This is a genomic window from Glutamicibacter sp. HZAU (genome assembly GCF_004100365.1).
Lineage (GTDB): Bacteria > Actinomycetota > Actinomycetes > Actinomycetales > Micrococcaceae > Glutamicibacter > Glutamicibacter nicotianae.
This window is the reverse complement of sequence record NZ_SCKZ01000007.1, coordinates 180275-203136: the sequence shown is the minus strand read 5'-3', so window position 1 is coordinate 203136 and position 22862 is coordinate 180275. Positions and strand designations below refer to the sequence as shown.

Genomic DNA, 22862 nt, shown 5'->3' with positions numbered 1-22862 from the left:
CGTTCAGCCCCAGTGCGGCGGCTTCTCGCGCTTCATCATTTCAGCAAGATCTTCCTTGGAGTCGCCCCAATTTCGCGGGTCCTGGTCCTTGGCGAGCAAATCAGCCAGCGGATCGGTGGTGCGCTTCTTGGGTCCTGCCGCCATCGTGTCCTCGGGTGTTCCTGCACTCTGCGGGCCCGCTAGCGCACGGTTGACGGAATCTGAATGGGGCACCGGTGTGTAGCTGCCGGTGAGTTCGACACGTGCAGCCAAATGCTGCGGCGGTGCCACAACGCGCGGCCGCTTGCGGCGGCCGCGCGTTGGTTCTTGCTCAGAAGTCATGGCTTCTTCGGTTCCGATTCATCAATCTTGCTGGTGGCCGGCACAGGTGCTGGAGTCACCGGCTTGCCTGCATTGTCCTTGGCAGGCGACTCGGTTTCAGCCTTGGCCGCGCTGCCGGCAGCCGGTGCTTCCTGCTTGCTCTCTGCCTTGGGTTCCTGACGCGTCTTGGCGGACTTCAGCAGTTTCGATTTTTCCTTCGGCGTCTCCGGCTCGGTGGTGACTTCACGGGCCGAGACTGGTCGAGCGGCGGCCATGCCGCTACGGGCCGATGGTTGTTCAGGAGACGCAGTCTTTTTCAGGCCCAGGGCATGGGCCAGGCGATCGGCGACAGCACCCGGGTCGGTGAAGACATCGATGGTCCACAGCGGAACATAACGCCAACCGTGCTTCTCGAAGAATTCCGGGCGCAGGCGGCTGCGCTCACGCACGGTCAGGCCGGCATAGTGCTCGGTGCCGTCGTAGACCACGGCCAGCGGACGGATGCCGGTGTGCGCCGAGTCGTAGGCATGTGCCGACAAATCCAGCACGCCACGGTAGTCCTCGGAAACTATCGCACCGCTTTCGCGCAAGCGGCGGGCAAGATCCGAGACCAATGGGTCGAAGCGCGGGTTGCGCATCGAGCTGACTCCGGAATCCCCGGCCTGCACGCGTCCAAACAGCTCGAAGAACTGGCGGGCTCCACGGTAGACGCGGTTCAGGTCGACGTCTTCCGGCAGCAGGCTGGAAACCAGGGTCATGCGGGTGCGCGACCGGGTCATCGCGGCGACGAACAGCTGCTCGCCGCCCTCGCGGGACAGGGCGCCGAATTCGTGCAGCGTCTTGCCGTGCGGGGTCCGTCCGTAGCCCCAGGCGAAGATCACCGAATCCCGGCGCAGGCCGATCAGCCGGTCCATGGTGGTCACCACGAACGGTTCGCGCTTGGAGCGCAGGTGCTCCATCGCGTACTTGTGGTTGGGCAGCTGGACGCGGATCGCTTCGGCGATGGCCGAGGCATGGCTGCGGTTCGAGGCAATGACCGCCAGCGATTCGCCACCATGGTTCTTGAAATGCTCGAAGACCAGGTCCACGACCCGCGCCACTTCAGCGGCGGTGGTCTGCACGCCGTCTTCGCTGCTGGACAGCGATCCGGTGGCATCCGGAACATATTCGCCGCGCAACAGCGACGAGTTGCCGGTGAGGTTCACCGCCATCGGCAGGCGCGAGAGCGCAGCGTCGTAGTAGGTGGTGGACAGCTGTTCCACCAGGCCTTCGTCGATTCCGCGGTACACGGTGGACAGCGAACCGGTGACCAGCACCTTGTTCAGCGCTTCCAGCGCGGAACGGTCCACGCCCTGCTCGCGAACACGGGCGGTGGGGTCCACGGAGACTTCGAAGCGCTTCGGGCCACCAAGCATTTCATCGCCGATGGCGATGACCTGCTCGGAGCGGCGGATCGCATCCAGGACTTCCCGCAGGGTCAGGTAGTTGGCTTCAAGCAGGATGACGGCATCGAACTTCGTGTCCTCCGGCAGGGCGCTGCCCAGCAGCAGCGGAGCCGAAACGATGACAGGAGTCAGCGAATTGGCCAGCGGCGCACCAAGATCCAGCAGCCCTGCAATGCTCGGGGTACCGCCCTTGAGCATCTCGCGCAGCGCCCGCGAGCCTGCACGGTGGTCAGCCAGCGCAGCCTTCCAATTGCGGGCCAGCGCCCAGCGGATGCGCTGCGGTCCGGCGGCGATATGCGCACCGTCAGCCAGGCGGTAGTCCGCTTCGATCTTCTCCAGCTTGGAACCGTCGTTCATGGCCAGGAAGTCATCGCCAGAGATCATGGCGTCCAGCACGGACTGCCACCAGGCAAGTTCCAATTCGCTGTCTACCTGGTCGGCATCGATCTCGCGTTCGGCGAAGTCATCAAGCAGGTCGCCGAGGCCGGCTTCGGCCAGCTGCTCGGAGATCAGCGTGCGTTCGGGCAGCTCGCCCAGGTCCTCGCGGCGCTCAACCAGCGAGGCGATCACCGAGAGCAGTTCCTTGATCGGCATTTCACGCAGGCGCGAGCCCAGGGAGGATGGCAGCATTTCGGCCAGCTTGTCGATGCGGGCACCGGCGTCATGGTAGCCGGCCTCGACATCCAGCAGTCCGCCCGGGACCTGGGGGTTGCGCTGGCTCGTGGCGATGGCTCGCCACGCATCGCGCTGGACCGATACGGCTTGCAGCGCAGACTGCAGGTCGGCGACGTGCATGCCCGGACGGACATATTCCTTGGCGATCTTGCGCAGCCGGGAACGGACTATCGAGCCCATCTCGACACCGTGTTCACGGCGCCATGCGCTGGTTGCGGTAGCGGCGATCAAATCGTCGATATCGCCCTCGAAGATATCTGCTTCGAACTTGTCCAGCGAGCCGCGGACGGCGACCAGCAGCTGCAGCTGGTCTCCCCACTTATCGTAGCTTTCTTCCAGCCGGATCTGCGAACGCTCGGCAATCTGCAGCATGTGGTCATGCAGGATTGGCAGGTCGCGGCCCAGGCCGCTGGCCAGGTTCAGGGCCTTCTCGGTGGCCTCGGTGTTGCGCAGCGGAGCACCGTGCCAAGGGCTGGTGGTGTGCACCTTGGAGAAGGCGCCGAGCTGGGCGGCGCGCTTGAGCTGCGCGGCAACATGTCCGCGCTGGCCCATGGAATCGAGCACCGAACGCTTCAGGCGAACGGTGGTGGATGGCGCAGGTTCCAGTGCAGAGAGGCGTGCCAGCTCCTGCATCGCCTGGTACGGCGAGCAGCCCCAGCGGCTGCGGACCGAATGCAGCGACTTCACATGCTCGTGCAACGCATGGCGGGATTCGCGCAGGCGCTTGAACATGGAGCCCAGCTGCGGCTCGGCGGCGCGTTCATTGCGCAGGATCGCCTTGGTGAGCATGGCCCGCAGCGCTTCGGGATCCTCATTCGGTTCCAGCAGCATGCTGCCGGCATCCAGCTGCTCGTTGAAGCGAGACACGAATTCCTCGGCAGCGGAGCGCTGTTCGGCAACAACCAGCACGCGCTTGCCCTGGGCTGCCAGCAGCGCGGCGGCATTCAATGCGGTCTGGGTGGCACCGGTGCCGGCGGCGGCATTGATGGCCACCGATTCGCCAGCGGCGATGTAGTCGAGCATCTTGGACTGGGATTCATCGGCGTCCAGCAGGAACAGCTCGTCTTCCGGATCGCGATCATCGGAAGACTTGGCGATGGTCGTGGTTCCGGTGTGGACCTTGCGGGCCGACGATTCCTCGGAGACTGCGCCCTGCTTCCGCGAGCGAGCGCTTTCCTTGAGGATGTTCTTCACGCGGCTCAGCCTCGAACCGGAGCCTTCATTGCCCTTGGCCTCGGCAGCCTGCGCGGCTGGCTGCTCGTCCTGCTTCTTTGCAGCAGGATCTTCCGTGGCCGCTTCGGGCTTCGCGGCGTCAGCCTTCGGCTCTTCTGCTTTGGCGGCGCCCGGCTTGGACGCCACCAGGTTGGCCAGCGCCTCCGAGGTCTTGCTGCTTTGGCTGTTCCCTTCCTGCTTTTCCACGGTGTCATGGCGGATCAGCGCCTCGATGACCGGGTGCGAGCCGTTGAGCTTGGCCGGGTCTGCAGGGTCCATCAGTTCGGAGAAGGTGGAGAGCAGCAGGCGGTGGCCCACGACTACGCCGGGGACCTCTGCCATCTGGTGGCGCAGGGCATCCATGCCCCGGACCGGATCAAAGCGGGCGATAGAATAGGCGGCGGCGTCAACGGCGTCGACGTCGACCTTGGCGTTGTGGTCGGCTTCGAACTGGCGGACGAACGCCGGGGACACGGTGGCGCGGCCAACGAGCTGCAGGTCGTAGTCGTCGGCGTCCACATGCTTGGTCAGCGTGATTCGTCCGAGCATGATGGGAGCGGACACCGGCTCGCTCTTGCCATCATGGACGGCACGCCAGTTGGCGACACCGGCGGCCAGGTAGCCGACGTCGATGCCGCGTTCTTCCCACAGTTCGCTGATCTTGGCCGACAGCGCACGGGCGGTGCGGCGCGCGGTGGCGTACTGGTCCGCATCATGCAGCAGGGTGGACAGGCGGGTGCGCCGCCCGGCAAGGAACTGGGCCAAGCCCGATGGATTGGCATGGGTTATGTCGATGCTATTGGAGGTCGACGGAGCAAACCGCAGGGTCGTATCCGCCCCGGCACTCTGCCCCAGCGATTTGACCCAGGCAGCTACACGCTCGGCGGCAGCATTCTGTCCACTAGTCACGACAGTCATTCCCTTCACTGAACCGACCACATTCGGGCGCACCACAGGTGCAGATACGCCTCTTTCTAACGTAGTGCACCGACCGTGCAGAACCGGTGCGCGAAACACGTTTTAACCGCGGGATGCGCAAGCTCATGCTCGCGGCGTTCGCTCATGGGCCTCGCGAAGCAAACTGCGGATATTGGATGCGCGATTTCATGAAGCCGTGGCGCGTGGCCAGCGCTCTCGTGCACGATCTGTGCCCATTGGCCAAGATGCGCTTGCGGCCACCTTCCAACTACGATGTCCGCTTCGCGACGCTGCCTTGGCCCTCAAGAGGGTTCCGCGCGCCAGAACACAAAAAATTCCCCTGCCTGTTGCCGCAAGCGCGGCAGCAGGCAGGGGAATTCCAGGCTACGGGATTACTCCCACTCGATGGTTCCTGGTGGCTTGGAGGTGACGTCCAGCACCACGCGGTTCACCCCATCGACCTCATTGGTGATGCGGTTGGAGATCTTCGAGAGCAGATCGTATGGCAGGTGCGACCAGTCGGCGGTCATGGCATCCTCGGAGGATACCGGACGCAGCACGATCGGGTGGCCGTAGGTGCGGTGATCGCCCTGCACGCCTACCGAGCGCACGTCGGCGAGCAGCACTACCGGCATCTGCCAGACCTCGTCGTCCAAGCCTGCGGCGGTCAGCTCGGCGCGGGCAATCGCGTCGGCCTTGCGCAGGATGGCCAGGCGCTCCTCGTTGACCGCACCGATGATGCGGATGCCCAGGCCCGGGCCGGGGAACGGCTGGCGGCCAACGATTTCCTCAGGCAAGCCCAGCTCGCGGCCCACGGCGCGCACTTCGTCCTTGAACAGGGTGCGCAGCGGCTCGACAAGTTCGAACTGCAGATCCTCTGGCAGGCCGCCCACGTTGTGGTGGCTCTTGATGTTGGAGGTACCTTCGCCGCCGCCGGACTCGACGATGTCCGGGTAGAGGGTGCCCTGGACCAGGAACTTAACCGGCTCGCCCTCGGAAGCGGCCTCGGCGATGATCGCAGCTTCGGCTGCTTCGAACGCGCGAATGAATTCGCGGCCGATGATCTTGCGCTTGGTCTCCGGGTCGGTGACACCGTCCAGAGCGGTCAAGAAGCGCTCGCGCTCGTCGGCAATGTACAGCTTGGCGCCGGTGGAAGCGACGAAGTCCTTCTCAACCTGCTCGGCTTCGCCTTCGCGCAGCAGGCCGTGGTTCACGAACACGCAAGTGAGCTGGTCGCCGATGGCGCGCTGCACCAGGGCGGCCGCCACAGCGGAGTCCACGCCGCCGGACAGGCCGCAGATGGCCTTGCCGGTGCCGACCTGGGCGCGGATGCGCTCGATCTGCTCGTCAGCAATGTTGTCGGCGGTCCAGTCGCCCTTCAGGCCGGCACCGTTGTACAGGAAGTTCTCCAGGACGTCCTGGCCGTACTCGCAGTGCTTCACCTCCGGGTGCCACTGCACGCCGTACAGGCGCTTGGCTTCATTGGCGAACGCCGCCACTGGAGCACCAGCGGTGGTGGCCAGGACCTCGAAGCCTTCCGGCGCCTGGGAAACGGCGTCGCCGTGGCTCATCCAGACGGTAGGGGCCTGTGCGGCGCCTGCCAGGATGGAGCGGGCTTCGCCCTCGAAGGTGGTTGCGGTGCGGCCGTACTCGCGCAGGCCGGTCTCGGCCACGGTGCCGCCCAGGGCGTTGGCCATGGCCTGGAAGCCGTAGCAGATGCCCAGGACCGGTACGCCGGCCTCGAACAGGTCGGCCCCCACGGAAGGGGCGCCATCGGCATAGACGCTGGAAGGACCACCGGAAAGGATGATCGCAGCAGGATTCTTGGCCAGGATGGCTTCGGTGGACAGGGTGTGCGGAACGATCTCCGAGTACACACGGGCCTCGCGTACGCGGCGAGCAATGAGCTGCGCGTATTGGGCCCCGTAGTCGACGACCAGAACCGGCTTATGTTCTGGATTGAGGGGAGCAGTAGTCACCGTTACAGTCTACGCGGTTCACTGCGCGCGAAACAGCCAAGGTGATGTCATCAGCGTCACCAAGTGCATTTTTGGCAAAGAGCAAGGGCGGACCGATTCATCGCGAGATGAACCGATCCGCCCTTGCAAGGCAATGCGGCGCAGTGTCAGTAGCGCTTGGCCGCCTTCGGATGGGCCGCCAGCTCGCGATCAACTTCAGCGTGCACCTTGGCCTCGGTCCAGAAGGACAGGAATGGAACAACGCCGCCGAGCGCAATCGTAATGAAGCGCATGAATGGCCAGCGCATCAGCGACCACAGGCGGAAGTCGGCAAACAGGTACACCACGTAGAGCCAGCCGTGCGCAATCAGGATGCCCAGCGAGAGGTTCAGTCCCCCAGCTACCTCGGCGCGGTTGTACATGCCGATGGCGTTGTCGGTGCCATCCACCAGGGTGCCGCCCACGAACAGTTCCAAGGACCAGAAGTACTTGAAAATCATTTCCAGCACGAGCAGCAGCAGCATCACGCCGGTGACGTAGGCGAAGACCTTGTAGAAGTTCGCGGCTGCACGGATCTGCTTAGGTGTGCCGCCGAATTTCCGGGGCTTCGGTGCCGGGGTGGTGCTGGACATCGTTGGTGGTTCCTTCCGATTTCGGTAAGAAGTGCGGTGTGCGTGAAATGCTATTCGTTGCTGTTGCCAGCCTGGGTGGCATTGCCACCCTTGTGATGTGCTTCGGCGGCGCGCTCAGCAATCTCGTCAAGGTCTCGCTGGTAGTCATCGCGCACCATGCGGTACCAGAGGAAGATGGCGAAGCCTGCGAAGAGGACCCATTCCAGGCCGTAGAAGACGTTCAACCAGTTGATCTGGCCTTCTTGGGGCTGCGGGCCGACATTCACGAGCTCCAGGCCCGCCTGCGTTGCGGCCTCGCCCTTGGCCGTGGTGATTTCGTGGGCTGAGACGAATCCTTCATAGAGGATCGAATCCCAGATGTTCGCCAGCTGCGCCGAGGCGACCGTAGGCAGCGTTGGGCTGCGCAGGTCCACGCGGAATTCCGGGCCTTCGCTAGGCAGCAGGCGTCCGGTGATTTCCAGTTCGCCCTCCGGTGCCGGTGCAGGCTTGGTTGCTTCAGGCTGCCAGCCGCGCACCACTGCTATGCCGGCGTCCTTGTCCGCGCCCTCGACCTTGAACTCGGTGACCACCCAGACACCGCGCTGTTCCCCATTGAGCCGCGGCGAGATCAGCTGATCGGTGCCGGGGACGAATTCGCCCTCCATGGTGATGATCTGGTCTGCCTTGATGCCCAGCAGTTCCTTGCCGACTTCCTGATGCTCGATCAGCGCAACCGGCTTCTCGGTCTTGTCGACTTTGACCGGCGGCTCGGTTTCGGAGGCGCCAAACTGCCAACCGGACAGCAGTACAAATCCGGTGGCGAGAGCTAGCGCGGCAAGCAGGGCGCCGATCCATTTGGGCTTCAGAGCGGTTTTAAGCACACTCTAACGGTACTTCTATTTGGCGTAGAACTCGAAATGCGAGGGCGTGAGATTAACCCTGTTGCCTTATTTTCCGCTGGTGGAACCAACTTGCTTATTCATTCGTTGAGACCCAGCGTGCAAATGGCACTGGCCCCGCCCTCCAGCAGAAGAACGGGGCCAGATCGGGATCTGCTAGAAGCGATCCGATTCGTAAGGGGAAAGCACGACATCGACGCGCTGGAATTCCTTGAGCGTCGAGTAGCCGGTGGTGGCCATCGAGCGGCGCAGCGCGCCAACCAGGTTCGAGGTGCCGTTGGTCTCATGCGACGGGCCATGCAGGACCTTCTCCAGCGAGCCGACGGTGCCGACCTTGGCGCGGTCGCCGCGCGGGCTGGCCTCGTGGACAGCTTCCATGCCCCAGTGGTAGCCGGCGCCTGGCGCTTCATCGGCACGAGCCAGAGCGGTACCGAGCATCACTGCGTCGGCCCCCATGGCGATGGCCTTGACGATGTCGCCGGAGTTGCCCATGCCGCCGTCGGCGATGACATGGACATAGCGTCCGCCGGACTCTTCGATGTAGTCGCGGCGGGCAGCTGCCACGTCGGCAATTGCTGTAGCCATCGGGGCATGGATGCCCAGGGTGCGGCGGGTGGTCGAGGATGCGCCGCCGCCGAAGCCGACCAGCACGCCTGCTGCGCCGGTGCGCATCAGGTGCATGGCCGGGGTGTAGCCAGCTGCGCCGCCGACGATCACTGGGACGTCGAGTTCATAGATGAACTGCTTCAGGTTCAGCGGTTCAGTGGTCTTAGAGACGTGCTCGGCCGAGACGGTCGTGCCGCGGATGACAAAGATGTCAACGCCGGCGGCGACTACGGTCTTGTAGTGCTCCTGGGTGCGCTGCGGGGTCAGCGAGCCGGCTACGACAACACCAGAGTCGCGGATCTCGGAGATGCGCGAGGTGATCAGCTCCGGCTGGATTGGAGCCGCATACAGTTCCTGCAGCTTGGCGGTGATCTTGGGGTCGTTGCGGGTTGCCGCCTCGGACTTCAGGCCGGCGATTTCAGCCAGCACTGCTTCCGGGTTCTCGTAGCGGGTCCACAGGCCTTCGAGGTTCAGCACGCCCAGGCCGCCGAGCTTGCCCAGTGCGATGGCGGTAGCCGGGGAGGTCACCGAATCCATTGGTGCGCCCAGGATAGGGGTGTCGAACTGGAAGGCGTCGATCTGCCAGGACACCGATACGTCCTTCGGATCACGGGTACGGCGATTCGGTACGATCGCTACGTCGTCCAGGGAATATGCCTTAGTTGCCCGCTTGCCGCGGCCGATCTCAATCTCGTTACTCACCTAACTAGGTTATCAAGATTCGGGGATAATCCCGCTTTTGATAGCGCGCTGGCTCTCGGTGATGTTTCCGCCCTGGCTTTGAAGCGTGGGGCCGCAGGTGGCGTGCCGGGACAACAATGCCCTGCCAGCCGGTGAATAAGATCACCGGACGGCAGGGCTTATATTGAGCCAGGTTTACTTGGCTGACTTGGATGTCAGCTTCTTGGCGGTCTCGGCCAAGGCGGTCGCGGCCTGTTCCTCGGCTTCGGCGATCCGCTCTATCGCGTCTGCCAGTAATGCGAAGTGCTCTGCGCGCTGTGAGAATTCGATCTCTGGATCGATCAGGTCAGCGAATTCGTCCCATTGCGCAGACAACTGCTGATACGCATCCACGTGCGCTGCCAGCGCCGAGAGACCCGGAAGTTCGGCTGCTTCGGCAAGGAAGTCGGAGTATAGCCCGCGCAATGCGCCTTCACCGCTGAAGCGCGTATCAGAGAAGAACCCGGCCAGCTGGTCCAGGCCATTGGCCAGCGCTTGCTGGCTTGCGAAGATCTGGGACCAGCCGGTCTTGGACTCGGAATCGCGCAGTCGCGTGGCCAAAGTGCGCATTCCGGTAATGCCGAAATTCTTGGCGAAGTGCACCGGGACCCCGGACAGCTCGCTGGTGCCCAGCAACCGAGCGGTGGTTTCCTCGATAGCCTCCACAGCGTTGGCGGACAGGGTTTCGGTCTTCGGCGAGCGCGAGGACGGGATCCACGCCTGCCAGTGCTTTTCCTTCTTGCGCATGGCACGGGCGATGGCCAACTCCTTGGGGCTGATCAGGTTCAGGGCACCGGATCCGTCATCGACCAGCAGGTCTTTCTTGTGCTCGCCAACCACGGCGAGGTCCAAGGTCTCGGCTTCATCCACCGTAGTGCCGTCGATCCATGGCAGCGCGCTGATTGCCACGCGAACCACGACGGCGCGGCCTGCGTCCAGGGCGGCGTCCATGTATTCGGCGGCGCGTTCAGCTGAGCCGGTGGTGCGTTCGGTGACCGTGGCACCGCAGCGGGCCAGCAGGTTCTGGGTGTACGGCTCCGGGTTGTGCCGGGTCACCAGGGTTACTGCGGTTTCTTCGCCGCCTTCGTGGGTGAAGGCCATGAAGCCAATGCCGCCAGCAAGACCGGCGAGCAGCGCCTGGCTCAGCGGTTGGCCGGTGTGCTTGTTGGTGACGCCAGCTTGAACCAGCACGCGGTGCCACAGCGCGGCATCGTATTGGATGACATCTTCTGGGGCCGGGTATTCAGGTAACTCGTCAGCCGGCGAAGCTGCCGGAGCTTCCTTGTCCTTCTTGGCTTGCGCCTTGGCCTTCTCGCGTGCTTCCTTGGCGTAGTCGCGTGCGGCCGCGGCGCGGGCTGCCCGCGGGCTTTCAGGCTTGCCGGCCAGGATGTTCTTGCGCGCGGTCGTGTAGCTCTCCCCCGTGCGCTCCATTCGCTGGCGAGTTTGCTTCTTCAGATTGGCTGGCTGGCCCAAATTGATGTCCTTCGTTGACGTTCGCTCACTTGCGGGTGGTTCCCGCGCACCGAGAGGTATTGCCGAGCTTTCATTCTACGTGGGGTCGCTGGTACTGGATGCCTTGTGCACTGTGCTTCTGGACAAGTCAGTCCCACGCATAAGTCCACTAGATCGCGATGAGGCGTCTTTGTCCCTGTGTTCCCTTAGCCTGACGTCTAGCATCACTCCCCTCGTCTTCAGAAAGATAACCGTGCGCAAATCGCTGACCTGTTTGCCTCTGCTTGCCATCGCAGCTCTGGCTTTGGCATCTTGCACTTCTACCGGATTTGAGCAGGTCCGGGCCTCCACAACTGCAGTCGAGCCTGCTCCTGGGCAGCAGGAAACATCCGAACTGCCAGCACTTGCAGAACCGACGGCTTCGAAAGCACTCGAGGACTATTCGGACAAAGAGCTGCAGGACTGGGCCGATGAAAAGATGCAGCAATGGATGGACGAAATCAATGAGGGCTGGGAGGACGTTGTCATGGACATCGATGAGCCGGAGGATTTCCTGAAGTGGTACCCAACGGATCCACATGGGCATATGCTTCCCTTTGGAGCGCCCGAATACGGTGAATTGCTGATTACCCTTGAACCCTATGAGTGGGAAGTCGACGCCAGGTCCGATTTGGCCTATGTAGGCAGCAACACGATGCTTCGGGTCGGAGAACAGGACAAGAACCTTCGCTCTGTCACAGTGGTTACACAAGATGGAGAATTCAAATACGTGGCAACTCGTAAAGATTGGCCTCCATTCGAAAGCTGAAGACGAACCCCATCGGCCACCAGACCTCTAGGAAACACGATCATCCCTAGCCTGATTCGTTTCTGAACGCATTGCCTGCGGCGTTGCGCCCGTGGGCACCTCGGCTCGTGCCCCGCTGCGAACCGTATTGCTCCTGGCACTGGGCAACCGACCTCCTAGCTGCCACTGTCACGCTGGGCTGTTGACGTGAGAACCCCGGCGAAAGTTGCAACGAAAAACCCCACCAAGCAGAACTCTTTGCTTGGTGGGGTTTCCCTATCAGATGCGTTTAGCGCGAACGGTAGTTCGGAGCCTCAACGGTCATCATGATGTCGTGCGGGTGGGATTCCTTCAGGCCTGCAGCGGTGATGCGGACGAACTTGCCGCGTGCCTTCAGCTCCGGAACGGTGCGGCCGCCAACGTAGAACATGGTCTGGCGCAGGCCGCCAACCAGCTGGTGGGTGACAGCGGACAGCGGGCCGCGGTATGGCACCTGGCCTTCGATGCCTTCAGGAATCAGCTTCTCGTTCGATGGGGCATCCGCCTGGAAGTAGCGGTCCTTGGAGTATGAGGTGTTCTTGCCGCGGGTTTCCATGGCGCCCAGCGAACCCATGCCGCGGTAGGCCTTGAATTGCTTGCCGCCCATGAAGACCAGATCGCCCGGGGATTCTGCGGTACCTGCCAGCAGGGAGCCGAGCATGACCGAGTCGGCGCCGGCAACCAGTGCCTTGCCGATGTCGCCCGAGTGCTGCAGACCGCCGTCGGCGATCACTGGCACGCCAGCTGGAATCGCGGCCTTGGCTGCTTCGTAGATCGCGGTTACCTGCGGGACGCCCACGCCGGCAACAATGCGGGTGGTGCAGATGGAGCCTGGGCCAACGCCGACCTTGATCGCGTCGGCACCAGCATCGATCAGCGCCTTGGCACCGTCGTAGGTTGCTGCCTGGCCGCCGATGACATCCACGTGCGCAGCGGCTGGGTCCTTCTTCAGACGGGCGATCATGTCCAGCACGCCCTGCGAGTGGCCATTGGCGGTGTCGACAACCAGTGCATCAACGCCGGCATCGATCAGGGTCATGGCGCGCTCGTAGCCTTCGCCGAAGAAGCCCACGGCTGCGGCTACGCGCAGGCGGCCGTCCTCGTCCTTGGTGGCCAACGGGTACTGCTCTGCCTTGTCGAAGTCCTTGACGGTGATCAGGCCGGTCAGCTTGCCCTCGTCATCGATCAGCGGCAGCTTCTCGATGCGGTTCTTGGACAGCAGCTCGATAACGGTCTCGCGCGATACGCCTTCCTTGGCGGTGATCAGCGGCATGCCGGTCATGACTTCGTAGACCTTGGTGGTCATGTACTGCTCGCGTGGAACAAAACGGGTGTCGCGGTTGGTGATGATGCCCATCAGCTTGCGGTTCTCGTCGACTACCGGCAGGCCGGAGACGCGGTACTGCGCGCACAGCTCATCCCAGTCGGCCAAGGTGGCGCCCGGGTGGACGGTGACCGGGTCGGTGATCATGCCCGATTCGCTGCGCTTGACCTGGTCAACCTGCTTAGCCTGGTCCTCGATGGACAGGTTGCGGTGGATCACGCCGATGCCGCCCTGACGTGCCAGCGCAATGGCCATTGGAGCCTCGGTCACGGTGTCCATGGCGGCGGAGCTGATTGGCACCTGGATGTTGATGCGCTTGGTGAAGCGAGTGGTGGTGTCCGCCTCCGAAGGAATCACATCCGTCGGGCCAGGCAACAGCAGAACGTCGTCGTAGGTGAGTCCTTCAAAAGCAAAGGGGTTGAACTCAGTCACGTGGAAACCTTTCGGGGCGACAGCGGAGGTTGGTTAAATGGTAGAGCTCTTTTGGCGTTCCAGTTATTCCTTCGTGGTGCACTGTGTTCAAGCTCATGCTTCACACCGGATCCATGGTGACTTATTCCCAGTTTGTTGCTTCCTTGAAGGAGGTGGCGAACTGGCGCTTGGCGCTGAGCACGAAGGTCTTGGACAGGTGCGAATCGTCCAGATACGTCAGGACATTGCCAATGACAGCTTTGCAGACCCCGTCGGGGCAGAGCAACCCCGTCATGTCGAGGGAAACGACCTGGTTCCCGTAATCCTTCGAATCCAGGAACTGCTCTACAGGGTTCACGCTATTCAAGGCGTAGCCGGCCGAGCCATCGCAGTTGTCCAATTCGCCCTTGTTGGAATCCACGCATTCGGGAATGGAGTAGGTGTAGCGCGGGGTATCGCGCATCGCGATGACGCGGCTTCCCGCATCCAGCAACGGCTGGATCATCTCGGCGTAGTTGTCCACCAGAGTTTCCTGCTCTCCCGGGCTGCGCAGCATGGCATCCGGGGCAGCAACGGTCTTGCTGGCGGTGGTCAGCACCATTTGCGGTGCCAAATCCGCGACATAGTCCTGCGCGGCATCCTGGAAGTCGGAGCAGGTTTCATCCACGCGATCCGCATCGGAACCGTAGCGGCATCCTGGCTCGTAGACCAGGATCCAGCTTCCGCCGGCTTCCTCGATCATTGCCGATGCCGCCGCAGACCAGTGCTGCATGTGGGAATCGCCGAGCAGTACCAGGTCCGGTGCTCCCCCGTCAAAGTCGCCGCCCTGCTCGCAGAAGTGGATCCGCTTATCTTCGGGAGCGTTGGGCCCTTCGCAGGCGATGCCCGGGGTCTGCCACTCGCTATCCAGCTCGGTGGCCAGCGGCAAGGTCAAGGCAGCAGGCGATGGATCCCAGTCCTCGGTCGCGTTGGCACCGGGGTTGTCGGTATCGGTCTGCGCCGCAGCCAGGGCACGGCGGTGCTCGACATTGTTCTCCCATGCCAGTACAGGGAGGCTGGCTACGCCAATTCCCAATGCAACAACCGCGAACTGGGCGATCAGCTTGAAGCCGGCCTGCGGTATCAAGCGCGAGAAGCTTGGGCTGGCCTGCCAGGCGATGGCCGGCTTCTCAATGAACTTGGTGGTGCACCACGAGGCGCCGATGGATGCCGCGATGAGGATGGCACCAGCCAGGAAGGAGGCCTTCTCATTGCCGGAGACCTCAAGATAGAAGACCAGCATGGGCCAGTGCCACAGGTACATGCCGTAGGACAGGTCGCCCAGCTTGACCAGCGGGGGCAGGGAAAGCAGGCCGGATGGGTTGGCCCAGCTGCGCGGTGCCGGGGCGGCGATCACCAGCGCGGCGGCGACGGTGGGAACCAGCGCCATGAAGCCCGGGAACTGTCCCTGCACATCCAGCACGGCACCGCTGCCGATCACGGTGACCAGTCCTGCCCAGCCGCCAATGCGGCGGATCTTCTCCGGCAGGGTGGACAGCCATGGCAAGGCCAAAGCCAGCAGCGAGCCGAGCGCGAATTCCCACAGTCGCGCGCCAGTGTGGAAATACGCGACCTGCTGGTTGGTGGCGGTGATGTGGATGGAATATGCCAACGAGCCAACGAAGATGGCACCGAAGGCGCTGCCGGCTACTAGCGCGAAGCTGCGGCGGGAGAAGAACTTCTTCCAGACCAGTGCGCTGCCGGCGAGCACCAGCGGCCAGATGATGAAGATCTGGCCCTGGACCGACAAGGACCAGAAATGCTGAAGCGGCGAGGCGGCAGCGGTGTTGAAGGCGTAGTAGTCCACCTGGTGGTTCGAGAGGTACCAGTTCTGCCAATAGAACAGGGAGGCATTGGACTGGTCAATCAGTTCCAGCCAACGGGTGCTTGGCAGGATGATCCACGCAGCGATGACCACGCCGATGATGACCGCCGCGGCTTGCGGGATCAGGCGGGAAAATCGATGCAGCCAGCCGTCAAGCAGGGGCGGGCGCTGCCCGCGGGCAATGCGCCGGGCAGTGGAGGAAGTCAGGAAGAAAGCGGAGAGCATCAAGAAGATGTCCACACCGCCGGAGACCCGGGAGAACCAGATGTGATAGCACATCACCAGCAGGACTGCGAGGGCGCGAAGTCCCTGCAAATCAACTCGGAAACCGGCACGTTCCGTGGTTTTCCGAGGCTGATCCAAGGTATGGGTCACTGGCTGCGCTTTCGTCGGGAACAGGAAATGGTCCTCGGCGCTTTCTTCTCGAATCACGTCAGACAACCAACCATCTTATCAATCCGCACCACGCGTTCTTCCCCATCTAGTGCTTTCAACCACTGTTCTGCCTCGAATGCTGAAAGCTCCCACAGTGCTGACTTGTGATGGTTTAGTTGCGGTTCCTTGGAAAAATGTCACCGGAATTCCGGCGGTTCATGCTCAAGACCACGCATCTCGGGCTATTCCAACATGCAATGGCGCAATTTGCCTTGGGCCCGACGCTGCGCAATTGGGATGCTAAAAAGGCAGTTGCTACGGCTCAGGACAGGAAGATGCATGTACTCTGCCAGATGCATGGCGCTCCGCTCGAAGCTTGGCCAAGGGCACTACCTGGCCACAGCTTGGACCCGGCGCGCTTTTCCGGTTCCATGCTTTCCAACCTGTCTCGCTATCTGAAGGCAGCATGGAGAAAGCCGCCACCGGAACCAGCTTGAGGCTGGTCCCGGCGGCGGCTTTCGCGCACGGGCACTATGCCCATGCTTCACGCTTGGCCTTAGTGGCTGTGCGCTTCTTCGTCTGCTTCTTCGGCCTTCTCTGCCACCAGGGTCTCGGTGGTCAGCACCAAGGCCGCGATCGACGCTGCGTTGCGCAGTGCCGAACGGGTGACCTTGACCGGGTCGATGACGCCTGCGTGCAGCAGGTTCTCGTAGACACCGGTCTTGGCGTTGAAGCCTTCGTTGGCGCCGGACTCTGCGACCTTGGAGGCAACTACCGAACCGTCGAAGCCTGCGTTGGTAGCGATCCAGAACAGCGGCTGCACCAGGGCGCGGCGAACAATCGCTACGCCTGCTGCTACGTCGCCTTCGGTGGCTGCGATGCGGGCATCGGTATCCAGCGAAGCCAGCGCGTCAACCAGGGCGGTACCGCCGCCGGCAACGATGCCTTCTTCCAGGGCAGCACGGGTGGAGGACACAGCATCCTCGATGCGGTGCTTGCGTTCCTTCAGCTCGACCTCGGTGGAAGCGCCCACCTTGATCACGCCGATGCCGCCGGACAGCTTGGCCAGGCGCTCGGACAGCTTCTCGCGGTCCCACTCCGAATCGGTGCGGTTCAGCTCAGCCTTCAGCTGGGCTACGCGCTCTGCGACATCTTCCTCGGTGCCAGCGCCATCAACGATGGTGGTGGAATCCTTCGTGATGGTCACGCGGCGTGCCGAGCCGAGCACCTCGGTGCCGACCTGGTCCAGGGACAGGCCCAGTTCCGAGGAGACAACCTGGGCACCGGTGAGGATGGCCAGATCCTGCATCATGGCCTTGCGGCGGTCGCCGAAGCCCGGGGCCTTAACGGCTACCACGTTCAGCAGGCCACGCAGCTTGTTGACCACCAGGGTGGACAGGGCTTCGCCCTCGACGTCCTCGGCGATGATCAGCAGCGGCTTCTTCGCTTCCAGGACCTTTTCCAGCAGCGGCAGGAATTCTGCCACGGTGGAGATCTTGCCCGGGTTGATCAGGATCAGTGCGTCTTCCAGGACAACTTCCTGGCGCTCCTGGTCGGTGATGAACTGCGGCGAGAGGTAGCCCTTGTCGAACTGCATGCCTTCGGTCAGGACCAGCTCGGTGGCGGTAGTCGAGGACTCTTCGATGGTGATTACGCCATCGGTGCCCACGGTCTTGAAGGCCTTGGCCAGCAGTTCGCCGATTTCATCCGACTGCGCGGAGATCGCGGCAACGTTGGCAACCTTGTCCTCGACGGCCACGGCGTTTGTTGCCAGTGCGTCAGAGACGATCTCGACAGCCAGTTCAATGCCCTTGCGGACATCGCCCGGAGCGGCGCCAGCGGCGACGTTCTTCAGGCCTTCCTTGACCAGGGCCTGGGCGAGCACGGTGGCGGTGGTGGTGCCGTCGCCTGCTACGTCATTGGTCTTGGTGGCTACTTCCTTGGCCAGCTGCGCGCCAAGGTTCTCGTATGAATCTTCCAGATCGATCTCACGCGCAATGGTGACACCGTCGTTGGTGATGGTCGGGGCGCCCCAGGTCTTGGCAAGCACCACGTTGCGGCCGCGTGGGCCGAGGGTGACCTTCACCGTGTTTGCGAGCTTATCGATGCCCGCTTCGAGGGCGCGTCGCGCATCCTCGTTGAATGCTAGCTGCTTAGCCATGCATTTTCTCCTGAAACTTTAGAGAGGTTGGCGTTACTTTACGACGACTGCCAGTACGTCGCGAGCCGAGAGCACCAGGTACTCTTCGTTGCCGACCTTGACCTCGGTTCCGCCGTACTTCGAGTACAGGACTACGTCGCCTTCTGCGACGTCCAGAGGAATGCGGTTGCCGTTGTCGTCGATGCGGCCTGGGCCTACTGCAACTACGGTGCCTTCCTGCGGCTTTTCCTTAGCGGAGTCTGGGATGACCAGGCCCGAAGCAGTGGTGGTTACGGCTTCGACCTGCTTGATGACAATGCGGTCTTCGAGCGGCTTGATGGAGACAGACATGGTCTCTCCTTTTCGTGTATGAACCAATGGTTGTAGGGGTGCGCCCTATGGCATTGGACCAACCGTCGTCGCGGTGCCAGTTGGTGGTATCCAGTCAGGCGGTGTGCCACGCTGCAAGCTGCAGATGCAACTTCCAATGCGACACCCACACATGACTTTAGGACGAGCTTTAGCACTCGGTCAAGGTGAGTGCTAATCATTGCCCTAGTTCTTCACACCGGTTCGCGCAGAGCGCACAGCCGCGGACTCCTCGATGTCCTCCGGAGCATTCAGGTCCATCTCGGTGAGCTTGACCAGCTTGGACTTGGTCACCATGCGATGCACCAGCCACAGCCCGAGGAACAGCGGCAAGCCGATATAGGCCGAGAGCACTTCCAGGGCATGGCCTGCGAGCACCGCTTGGTAGTTCTGCCCGATGATCACTGCGATGAGCATCAGGAACGCGACTATCGGCCCCAGCGGGAAGAGCGGGGCCACATAGGGCAGGTCCTTTGCGCTGTAGCCCTGCGCGAGGTAGCCGCGGCGGAACCGGTAATGGGAGACGGCGATGCCCACCCAGACGATGAATCCGCACAGGCCCGAGACGTTCAGCAGCCAGGTATAGGCCGCACCCTGGCCCACCAGCGCGGTGAGGAATCCGAACAGGCCGACCGCCGCGGTGGCCAGCAGCGCCATGATCGGCACGCCGCGAGTGTTGGTGCGCCCGAAGATTTTCGGCGCCTTGCCGTCATGGGCCATGGCATAGAGCATGCGGGTCGACGCGTAGAGCCCGGAATTGCCGGCTGACAGGATGGCGGTGAGGATGACGGCATTCATGGCAGCCGCGGCAAAGGCGATGCCGGCGCGCTCGAAGACCAGGGTGAACGGCGAGGACGCCACATCCGCTTCGCCGCTGGCCAGCAGGCTCGGGTCGGTGAAGGGAATCAGGCAGCCGATGATGAAGATGGCGCCAATGTAGAAGAGCATGATGCGCCAGAACACCCGGCGGATGGCCTTGGGCACTTCGCGGCGCGGATCCTTGGCCTCGCCGGCGGCTACACCCACCAGCTCGGTGCCCTGGAAGGAGAAACCGGCAATCATGAAGACCGAGACGATGGACAGCCAGCCGCCATGGAAAACATCCCTGCCTTCGCGCCAGTTCGCCAGGGGATCGGCGTGCGATCCGAGGACGCCGAAAATCATCAGCACGCCGGCGGCCAGGAAGGCGATGACGGTGGCCACCTTGATCAGGGCGAGCCAGAACTCGCCCTCGCCGAAGGCCTTGGCAGACAGCGCGTTCAAGGCGGTCAGCGCAACCAGGAAGACTCCGGCCCAGACCCAACCGGGAACATCGGGCAGCCAGAAGCTCATCACGATGCCGGCCGCGACCAGTTCCGCCGCGACGGTGATGGCCCAGTTGAACCAGTAGTTCCAGCCAATGGCGAATCCGAAGGACGGAGAGACGAAGCGGGTGGCGAAGGTCTGGAAGGATCCTGCCACCGGGATCTTCGCGGTCATCTCGCCCAGGGACTGCATGAGCAGGTACACCATGAGCCCTACGGCCGCATAGGCCAGCAATGCGCCGCCGGGTCCCGCCTGGGCAATCGTGCCGCCCGAGGCCACGAACAGCCCGGTGCCGATGGAACCGCCAATGGCGATCATCTGCAGGTGGCGGCTGCTCATGCCGCGCTTGAGCTGGTTCTGCGCCTGAGGCGCCGGATCCCCCGGCGCAACGGCCGCGGTCTTTTGGTCGATAGTCGACATCGTTGTCGTTCGCTGCATAGGTTTCATCACAGGTGCCATACAACACCAGTCGCGCGACGGAATGCGACGCGGATCACTTCACGTTTTGCGGAAGGCGTTTGCCCGCTTGCCGGCAATACTGCTCCCCGGTCCAGATAACCGGTGCACGGCGACGGTGAACTGTAGAACAGCGAGAGCTCTACTTGTTAGTCGGATGCACCAGATGGCAATAAGGATTACGCTTTCTAACCACTTTAATGCTCATGAAAAAGTATCCCTTTCTCTAGACAGTTCCGGATTTCAGATCCTCCGGCTCCAAGATGCCTCTTGTCCGGGCGCGCCCCGCCCGCGTACCAAGTCGCGGCAATGCCTTCCCGGCGATTCTGTGAATTCCGAATATGACGCGCTTTTGTCATATAGATCACGTTCTTTGCGGGCTGGACGCACCATGATGCCCGCACATCCCCGAGGCTCATCGACGATAGTCTTGGGTCATGGCCCAGGCTTCAAATGACTCCACGCTGAATGAACAATTCGCCGCTCTGCTTTCGGAAGATGGCTGGAAGCTGCTTTCCACCATCGATCCATCCATGGTGGCTACAAAGGATGCCGCTTGGGCGCTAAATGAGAAGCTGCGCAAGGAGGGCCACGACCCCAAGGTTGTCCGCGCCGTCATGGCCCAGGCCCAGCTGCGATTCAGGGCGCGGGTGAAATTCGGCCCATTCGCCGATTCACTGGTCCTGACCCCGGCCGGATTGGAGCAGGCGACCCGCCTGACCATTGCCGGGCTGCATGCCCGTCGCTACACGAATGCCGGATCCACCCATGTGGCCGACCTCGGATGCGGCATCGGCACCGATTCGATTGCGCTGGCCAGCGCAGGACTGCAGGTCACCGCCGTTGAGCTGGATGAAACGACTGCGGCCGCCACAACCTTGAACCTGATGCCTTTTGACAACGCCAAAGTGATCCACGGCAGTGCCGAGGATACGGATCTGACGGGCATTGATGGTGTCTGGCTGGATCCTGCACGGCGCACCGACGTGAAAGGGAGCACCCGTCGGCTCTTCGACCCCGAGGCGTTCTCCCCTCCCCTGTCTTTCGTGGAGAAACTGGTGGACTCGGGGCTGGATGTCGGAGTGAAGCTGGGCACTGGCCTTCCTCATGAAGCGATCCCGGCGAATGCCGAGGCGGTCTGGATCTCCGACCACGGCTCGGTCATCGAGGCCTGCCTCTGGTTCGGCAAGCTGAAGCGCAAGGACATTGCCCGCGCCGCGCTGGTGATCGACAAGGACGGCGCCCACGAATTGTCCAGTGCTGAAACGGCAGAGAATGACCAGCCAGCACCGGTAGGCGACTTGGAAGCGCACATCTACGAACCCGATGGCGCAGTCATCCGCTCACACCTGATTTCGACGCTGCTGGAGCAGACTGGCGGCCATCTGCTCGATGAGCATATCGCCTACTTCACCCATGAGCAGCAGATTTCCACGCCGTTTGCGCGCGGCTACAAAGTCCTGGCAGTCCACGACTACAACGTGAAGAAGCTGCGCAGCTGGGTGAAATCAAACGGCATCGGCACGCTGGATATCAAGAAGCGCGGAGTCGATGTCACTCCGGAAGAACTGCGGCGCATTCTACTGGCAGGCTCTCCCAAGAGTGCCAAGAACAAGGCCACGCTGATCTTGGCCCGCCTCGGAGACAAGCGCGTAGCATTCGAGGTCATCCCGCACTAATCTGGGGTGACGCAGGTCCCACCGGAAGATTGCCCTGGCGGGAGCGGCGCAATACATACAATAAGTATGGAGAATCACCGGGCAATCGGTGCGTACTCCATCCGTTTGGTTCGGCTCCGGAGCAGTCCGTCCGAGATGTCATCAATAGGAGCGCCGTGCAGAAAATCGAGTTCGCCCAGTCTTCCCAATCCACCATCGGTGTCGAGTGGGAAATTGCCTTGGTCAATCGCGAAAGTGCGGACTTGTGCTCGGTTGCCGAGAACATTCTCAATCAGCTCAAGGACGAGGCCGGCCTCGACCATGATGAAGAGCATCCCACGGTGAAGCCGGAGCTGCTGATGAATACCGTCGAGGTAGTCACCGGCGTCCACACCACCGTGGCCGATGCGGCCGAGGAACTGCGCACCAATGTGCGCATGCTCAACGAGGTGGCGGGCAATCACGGCGTGGACTTGTACTCTGCAGGTTCGCATCCGTTTGCCGCCCCGACCTTGCAGCCGGTGACGGACAAGGACCGCTACGCCAAGCTGATTGACCGTACCCAGTGGTGGGGACGGCAGATGGTGATCTACGGCGTGCACGTACATGTGGGACTCGATGACCGCGAGAAGGCTCTGCCCATCACCGACGGGTTGATCAACTACCAGCCGCATTTCCAGGCGCTCAGCGCTTCCAGCCCCTACTGGGGCGGGGAAGACACCGGCTACGCGTCGCAGCGTTCGCTGATGTTCCAGCAGCTGCCGGCGGCAGGGATTCCTTTCCACTTCGATTCGTGGTCCGAGTACGAAGCCCACGTGGCAGACATGCTGCACACCGGGGTCATTGACGATGTCTCGGAAATCCGTTGGGATGTGCGACCGGTGCCGCGTTTGGGCACCGTGGAAATGCGCATCTGCGATGGCGTCAGCTCGCTGGAGGACATTGCAGCGATCACCGCGCTGACGCAGTGCCTGGTGCACGACATGTCGCTGTCCATCGAAGCCGGCTACAAGATTCCGGTCATGCCGGCCTGGTTCCGTGTGGAGAACAAGTGGCGCGCCGCCCGCTACGGACTGGATGCCATCATCATCCTCAATGCGCAGGGCGATGAGATGCTGGTGACCGACCACCTGCGCTCAGAGGTCAAGCGACTGGCGCCGATCGCCGAGCAGCTGGGGTGCTCCGAGGAATTGCAGGGCATCATCCGCTTGATTGAGCGCGGTGCCGAATACCAGCTGCAGCGCAATACCTTTGCGGCTGCGGGCGGGGACTTCAAGGCCGTGGTGCAGGAAAACGTGAGCCGAATGAAGGCCGTCTAGCCTGGGCAGCACCGCAGTG

General features: G+C 62.6%; 15 protein-coding genes. 3 read left to right on the top strand and 12 right to left on the bottom strand.

Features of this window, described 5'->3' with window-relative positions; all coding sequences use genetic code 11:
• Window positions 1-3: 3 nt before the first annotated feature.
• The 7 genes from EKH49_RS12930 to EKH49_RS12900 all read right to left on the bottom strand — a co-directional run bounded on the left by EKH49_RS12930 (window position 4) and on the right by EKH49_RS12900 (window position 10817).
• Window positions 4-321, bottom strand: coding sequence for a hypothetical protein (locus EKH49_RS12930; RefSeq protein WP_128471153.1), 318 nt, complete (start codon window positions 319-321; stop codon window positions 4-6).
• Window positions 318-4550, bottom strand: a complete 4233-nt coding sequence (locus EKH49_RS12925; RefSeq protein WP_236641150.1) for a DUF4011 domain-containing protein — start codon at window positions 4548-4550, stop codon at window positions 318-320. The genes EKH49_RS12930 and EKH49_RS12925 overlap by 4 nt, the downstream gene beginning before the upstream one ends.
• Before the next feature lie 392 nt (window positions 4551-4942).
• Window positions 4943-6529, bottom strand: coding sequence for a glutamine-hydrolyzing GMP synthase (gene guaA / locus EKH49_RS12920; RefSeq protein ID WP_066140650.1), 1587 nt, complete (start codon window positions 6527-6529; stop codon window positions 4943-4945).
• 146 nt (window positions 6530-6675) lie between these two features.
• On the bottom strand, window positions 6676-7140 hold the full coding sequence (locus EKH49_RS12915; RefSeq protein WP_128471151.1) for a DUF3817 domain-containing protein: 465 nt from the start codon (window positions 7138-7140) through the stop codon (window positions 6676-6678).
• A 50-nt stretch (window positions 7141-7190) separates the two neighbouring features.
• On the bottom strand, window positions 7191-8000 hold the full coding sequence (locus EKH49_RS12910; RefSeq protein ID WP_128471150.1) for an SURF1 family cytochrome oxidase biogenesis protein: 810 nt from the start codon (window positions 7998-8000) through the stop codon (window positions 7191-7193).
• A gap of 174 nt (window positions 8001-8174) precedes the next feature.
• On the bottom strand, window positions 8175-9326 hold the full coding sequence (locus tag EKH49_RS12905) for a GuaB3 family IMP dehydrogenase-related protein (protein ID WP_128471149.1): 1152 nt from the start codon (window positions 9324-9326) through the stop codon (window positions 8175-8177).
• Window positions 9327-9500: 174 nt separating this feature from the next.
• Window positions 9501-10817 (bottom strand): BtrH N-terminal domain-containing protein, encoded by a 1317-nt coding sequence (locus EKH49_RS12900; RefSeq protein ID WP_128471148.1) that lies wholly within the window; start codon window positions 10815-10817, stop codon window positions 9501-9503.
• Window positions 10818-11049: 232 nt separating this feature from the next.
• Here EKH49_RS12900 and EKH49_RS12895 point away from each other — a divergent pair, with 232 nt between their 5' ends.
• Entirely contained in the window at window positions 11050-11604 is a 555-nt protein-coding gene (locus tag EKH49_RS12895; RefSeq protein ID WP_128471147.1) for a hypothetical protein, read from the top strand.
• 268 nt (window positions 11605-11872) lie between these two features.
• Here EKH49_RS12895 and guaB read toward each other — a convergent pair whose 3' ends face one another.
• From guaB to EKH49_RS12870, 5 genes are all read right to left on the bottom strand, one after another.
• Window positions 11873-13378: an IMP dehydrogenase gene (guaB, locus tag EKH49_RS12890; RefSeq protein ID WP_038990687.1), complete on the bottom strand. Its 1506-nt coding sequence runs from the start codon at window positions 13376-13378 to the stop codon at window positions 11873-11875.
• 121 nt (window positions 13379-13499) lie between these two features.
• Complete coding sequence (locus EKH49_RS12885) at window positions 13500-15653, bottom strand: acyltransferase family protein (RefSeq protein WP_236641155.1); 2154 nt, start codon at window positions 15651-15653, stop codon at window positions 13500-13502.
• 499 nt (window positions 15654-16152) lie between these two features.
• Window positions 16153-17757 carry a chaperonin GroEL gene (gene groL / locus EKH49_RS12880; protein WP_128471145.1) on the bottom strand — a complete coding sequence of 535 codons (1605 nt, stop codon included), beginning with the start codon at window positions 17755-17757 and terminating at the stop codon, window positions 16153-16155.
• A gap of 33 nt (window positions 17758-17790) precedes the next feature.
• The gene (groES, locus tag EKH49_RS12875; RefSeq protein ID WP_013349608.1) at window positions 17791-18087 is read right to left on the bottom strand and encodes a co-chaperone GroES; all 297 of its coding nucleotides are present in this window, start codon (window positions 18085-18087) and stop codon (window positions 17791-17793) included.
• Window positions 18088-18291: 204 nt separating this feature from the next.
• Window positions 18292-19830 carry an amino acid permease gene (locus tag EKH49_RS12870; protein ID WP_128471144.1) on the bottom strand — a complete coding sequence of 513 codons (1539 nt, stop codon included), beginning with the start codon at window positions 19828-19830 and terminating at the stop codon, window positions 18292-18294.
• A 473-nt stretch (window positions 19831-20303) separates the two neighbouring features.
• Here EKH49_RS12870 and EKH49_RS12865 point away from each other — a divergent pair, with 473 nt between their 5' ends.
• On the top strand, window positions 20304-21545 hold the full coding sequence (locus EKH49_RS12865; protein ID WP_128471143.1) for a THUMP-like domain-containing protein: 1242 nt from the start codon (window positions 20304-20306) through the stop codon (window positions 21543-21545).
• 155 nt (window positions 21546-21700) lie between these two features.
• Entirely contained in the window at window positions 21701-22843 is a 1143-nt protein-coding gene (locus EKH49_RS12860; protein ID WP_128471142.1) for a glutamate--cysteine ligase, read from the top strand.
• Window positions 22844-22862: the final 19 nt, after the last annotated feature.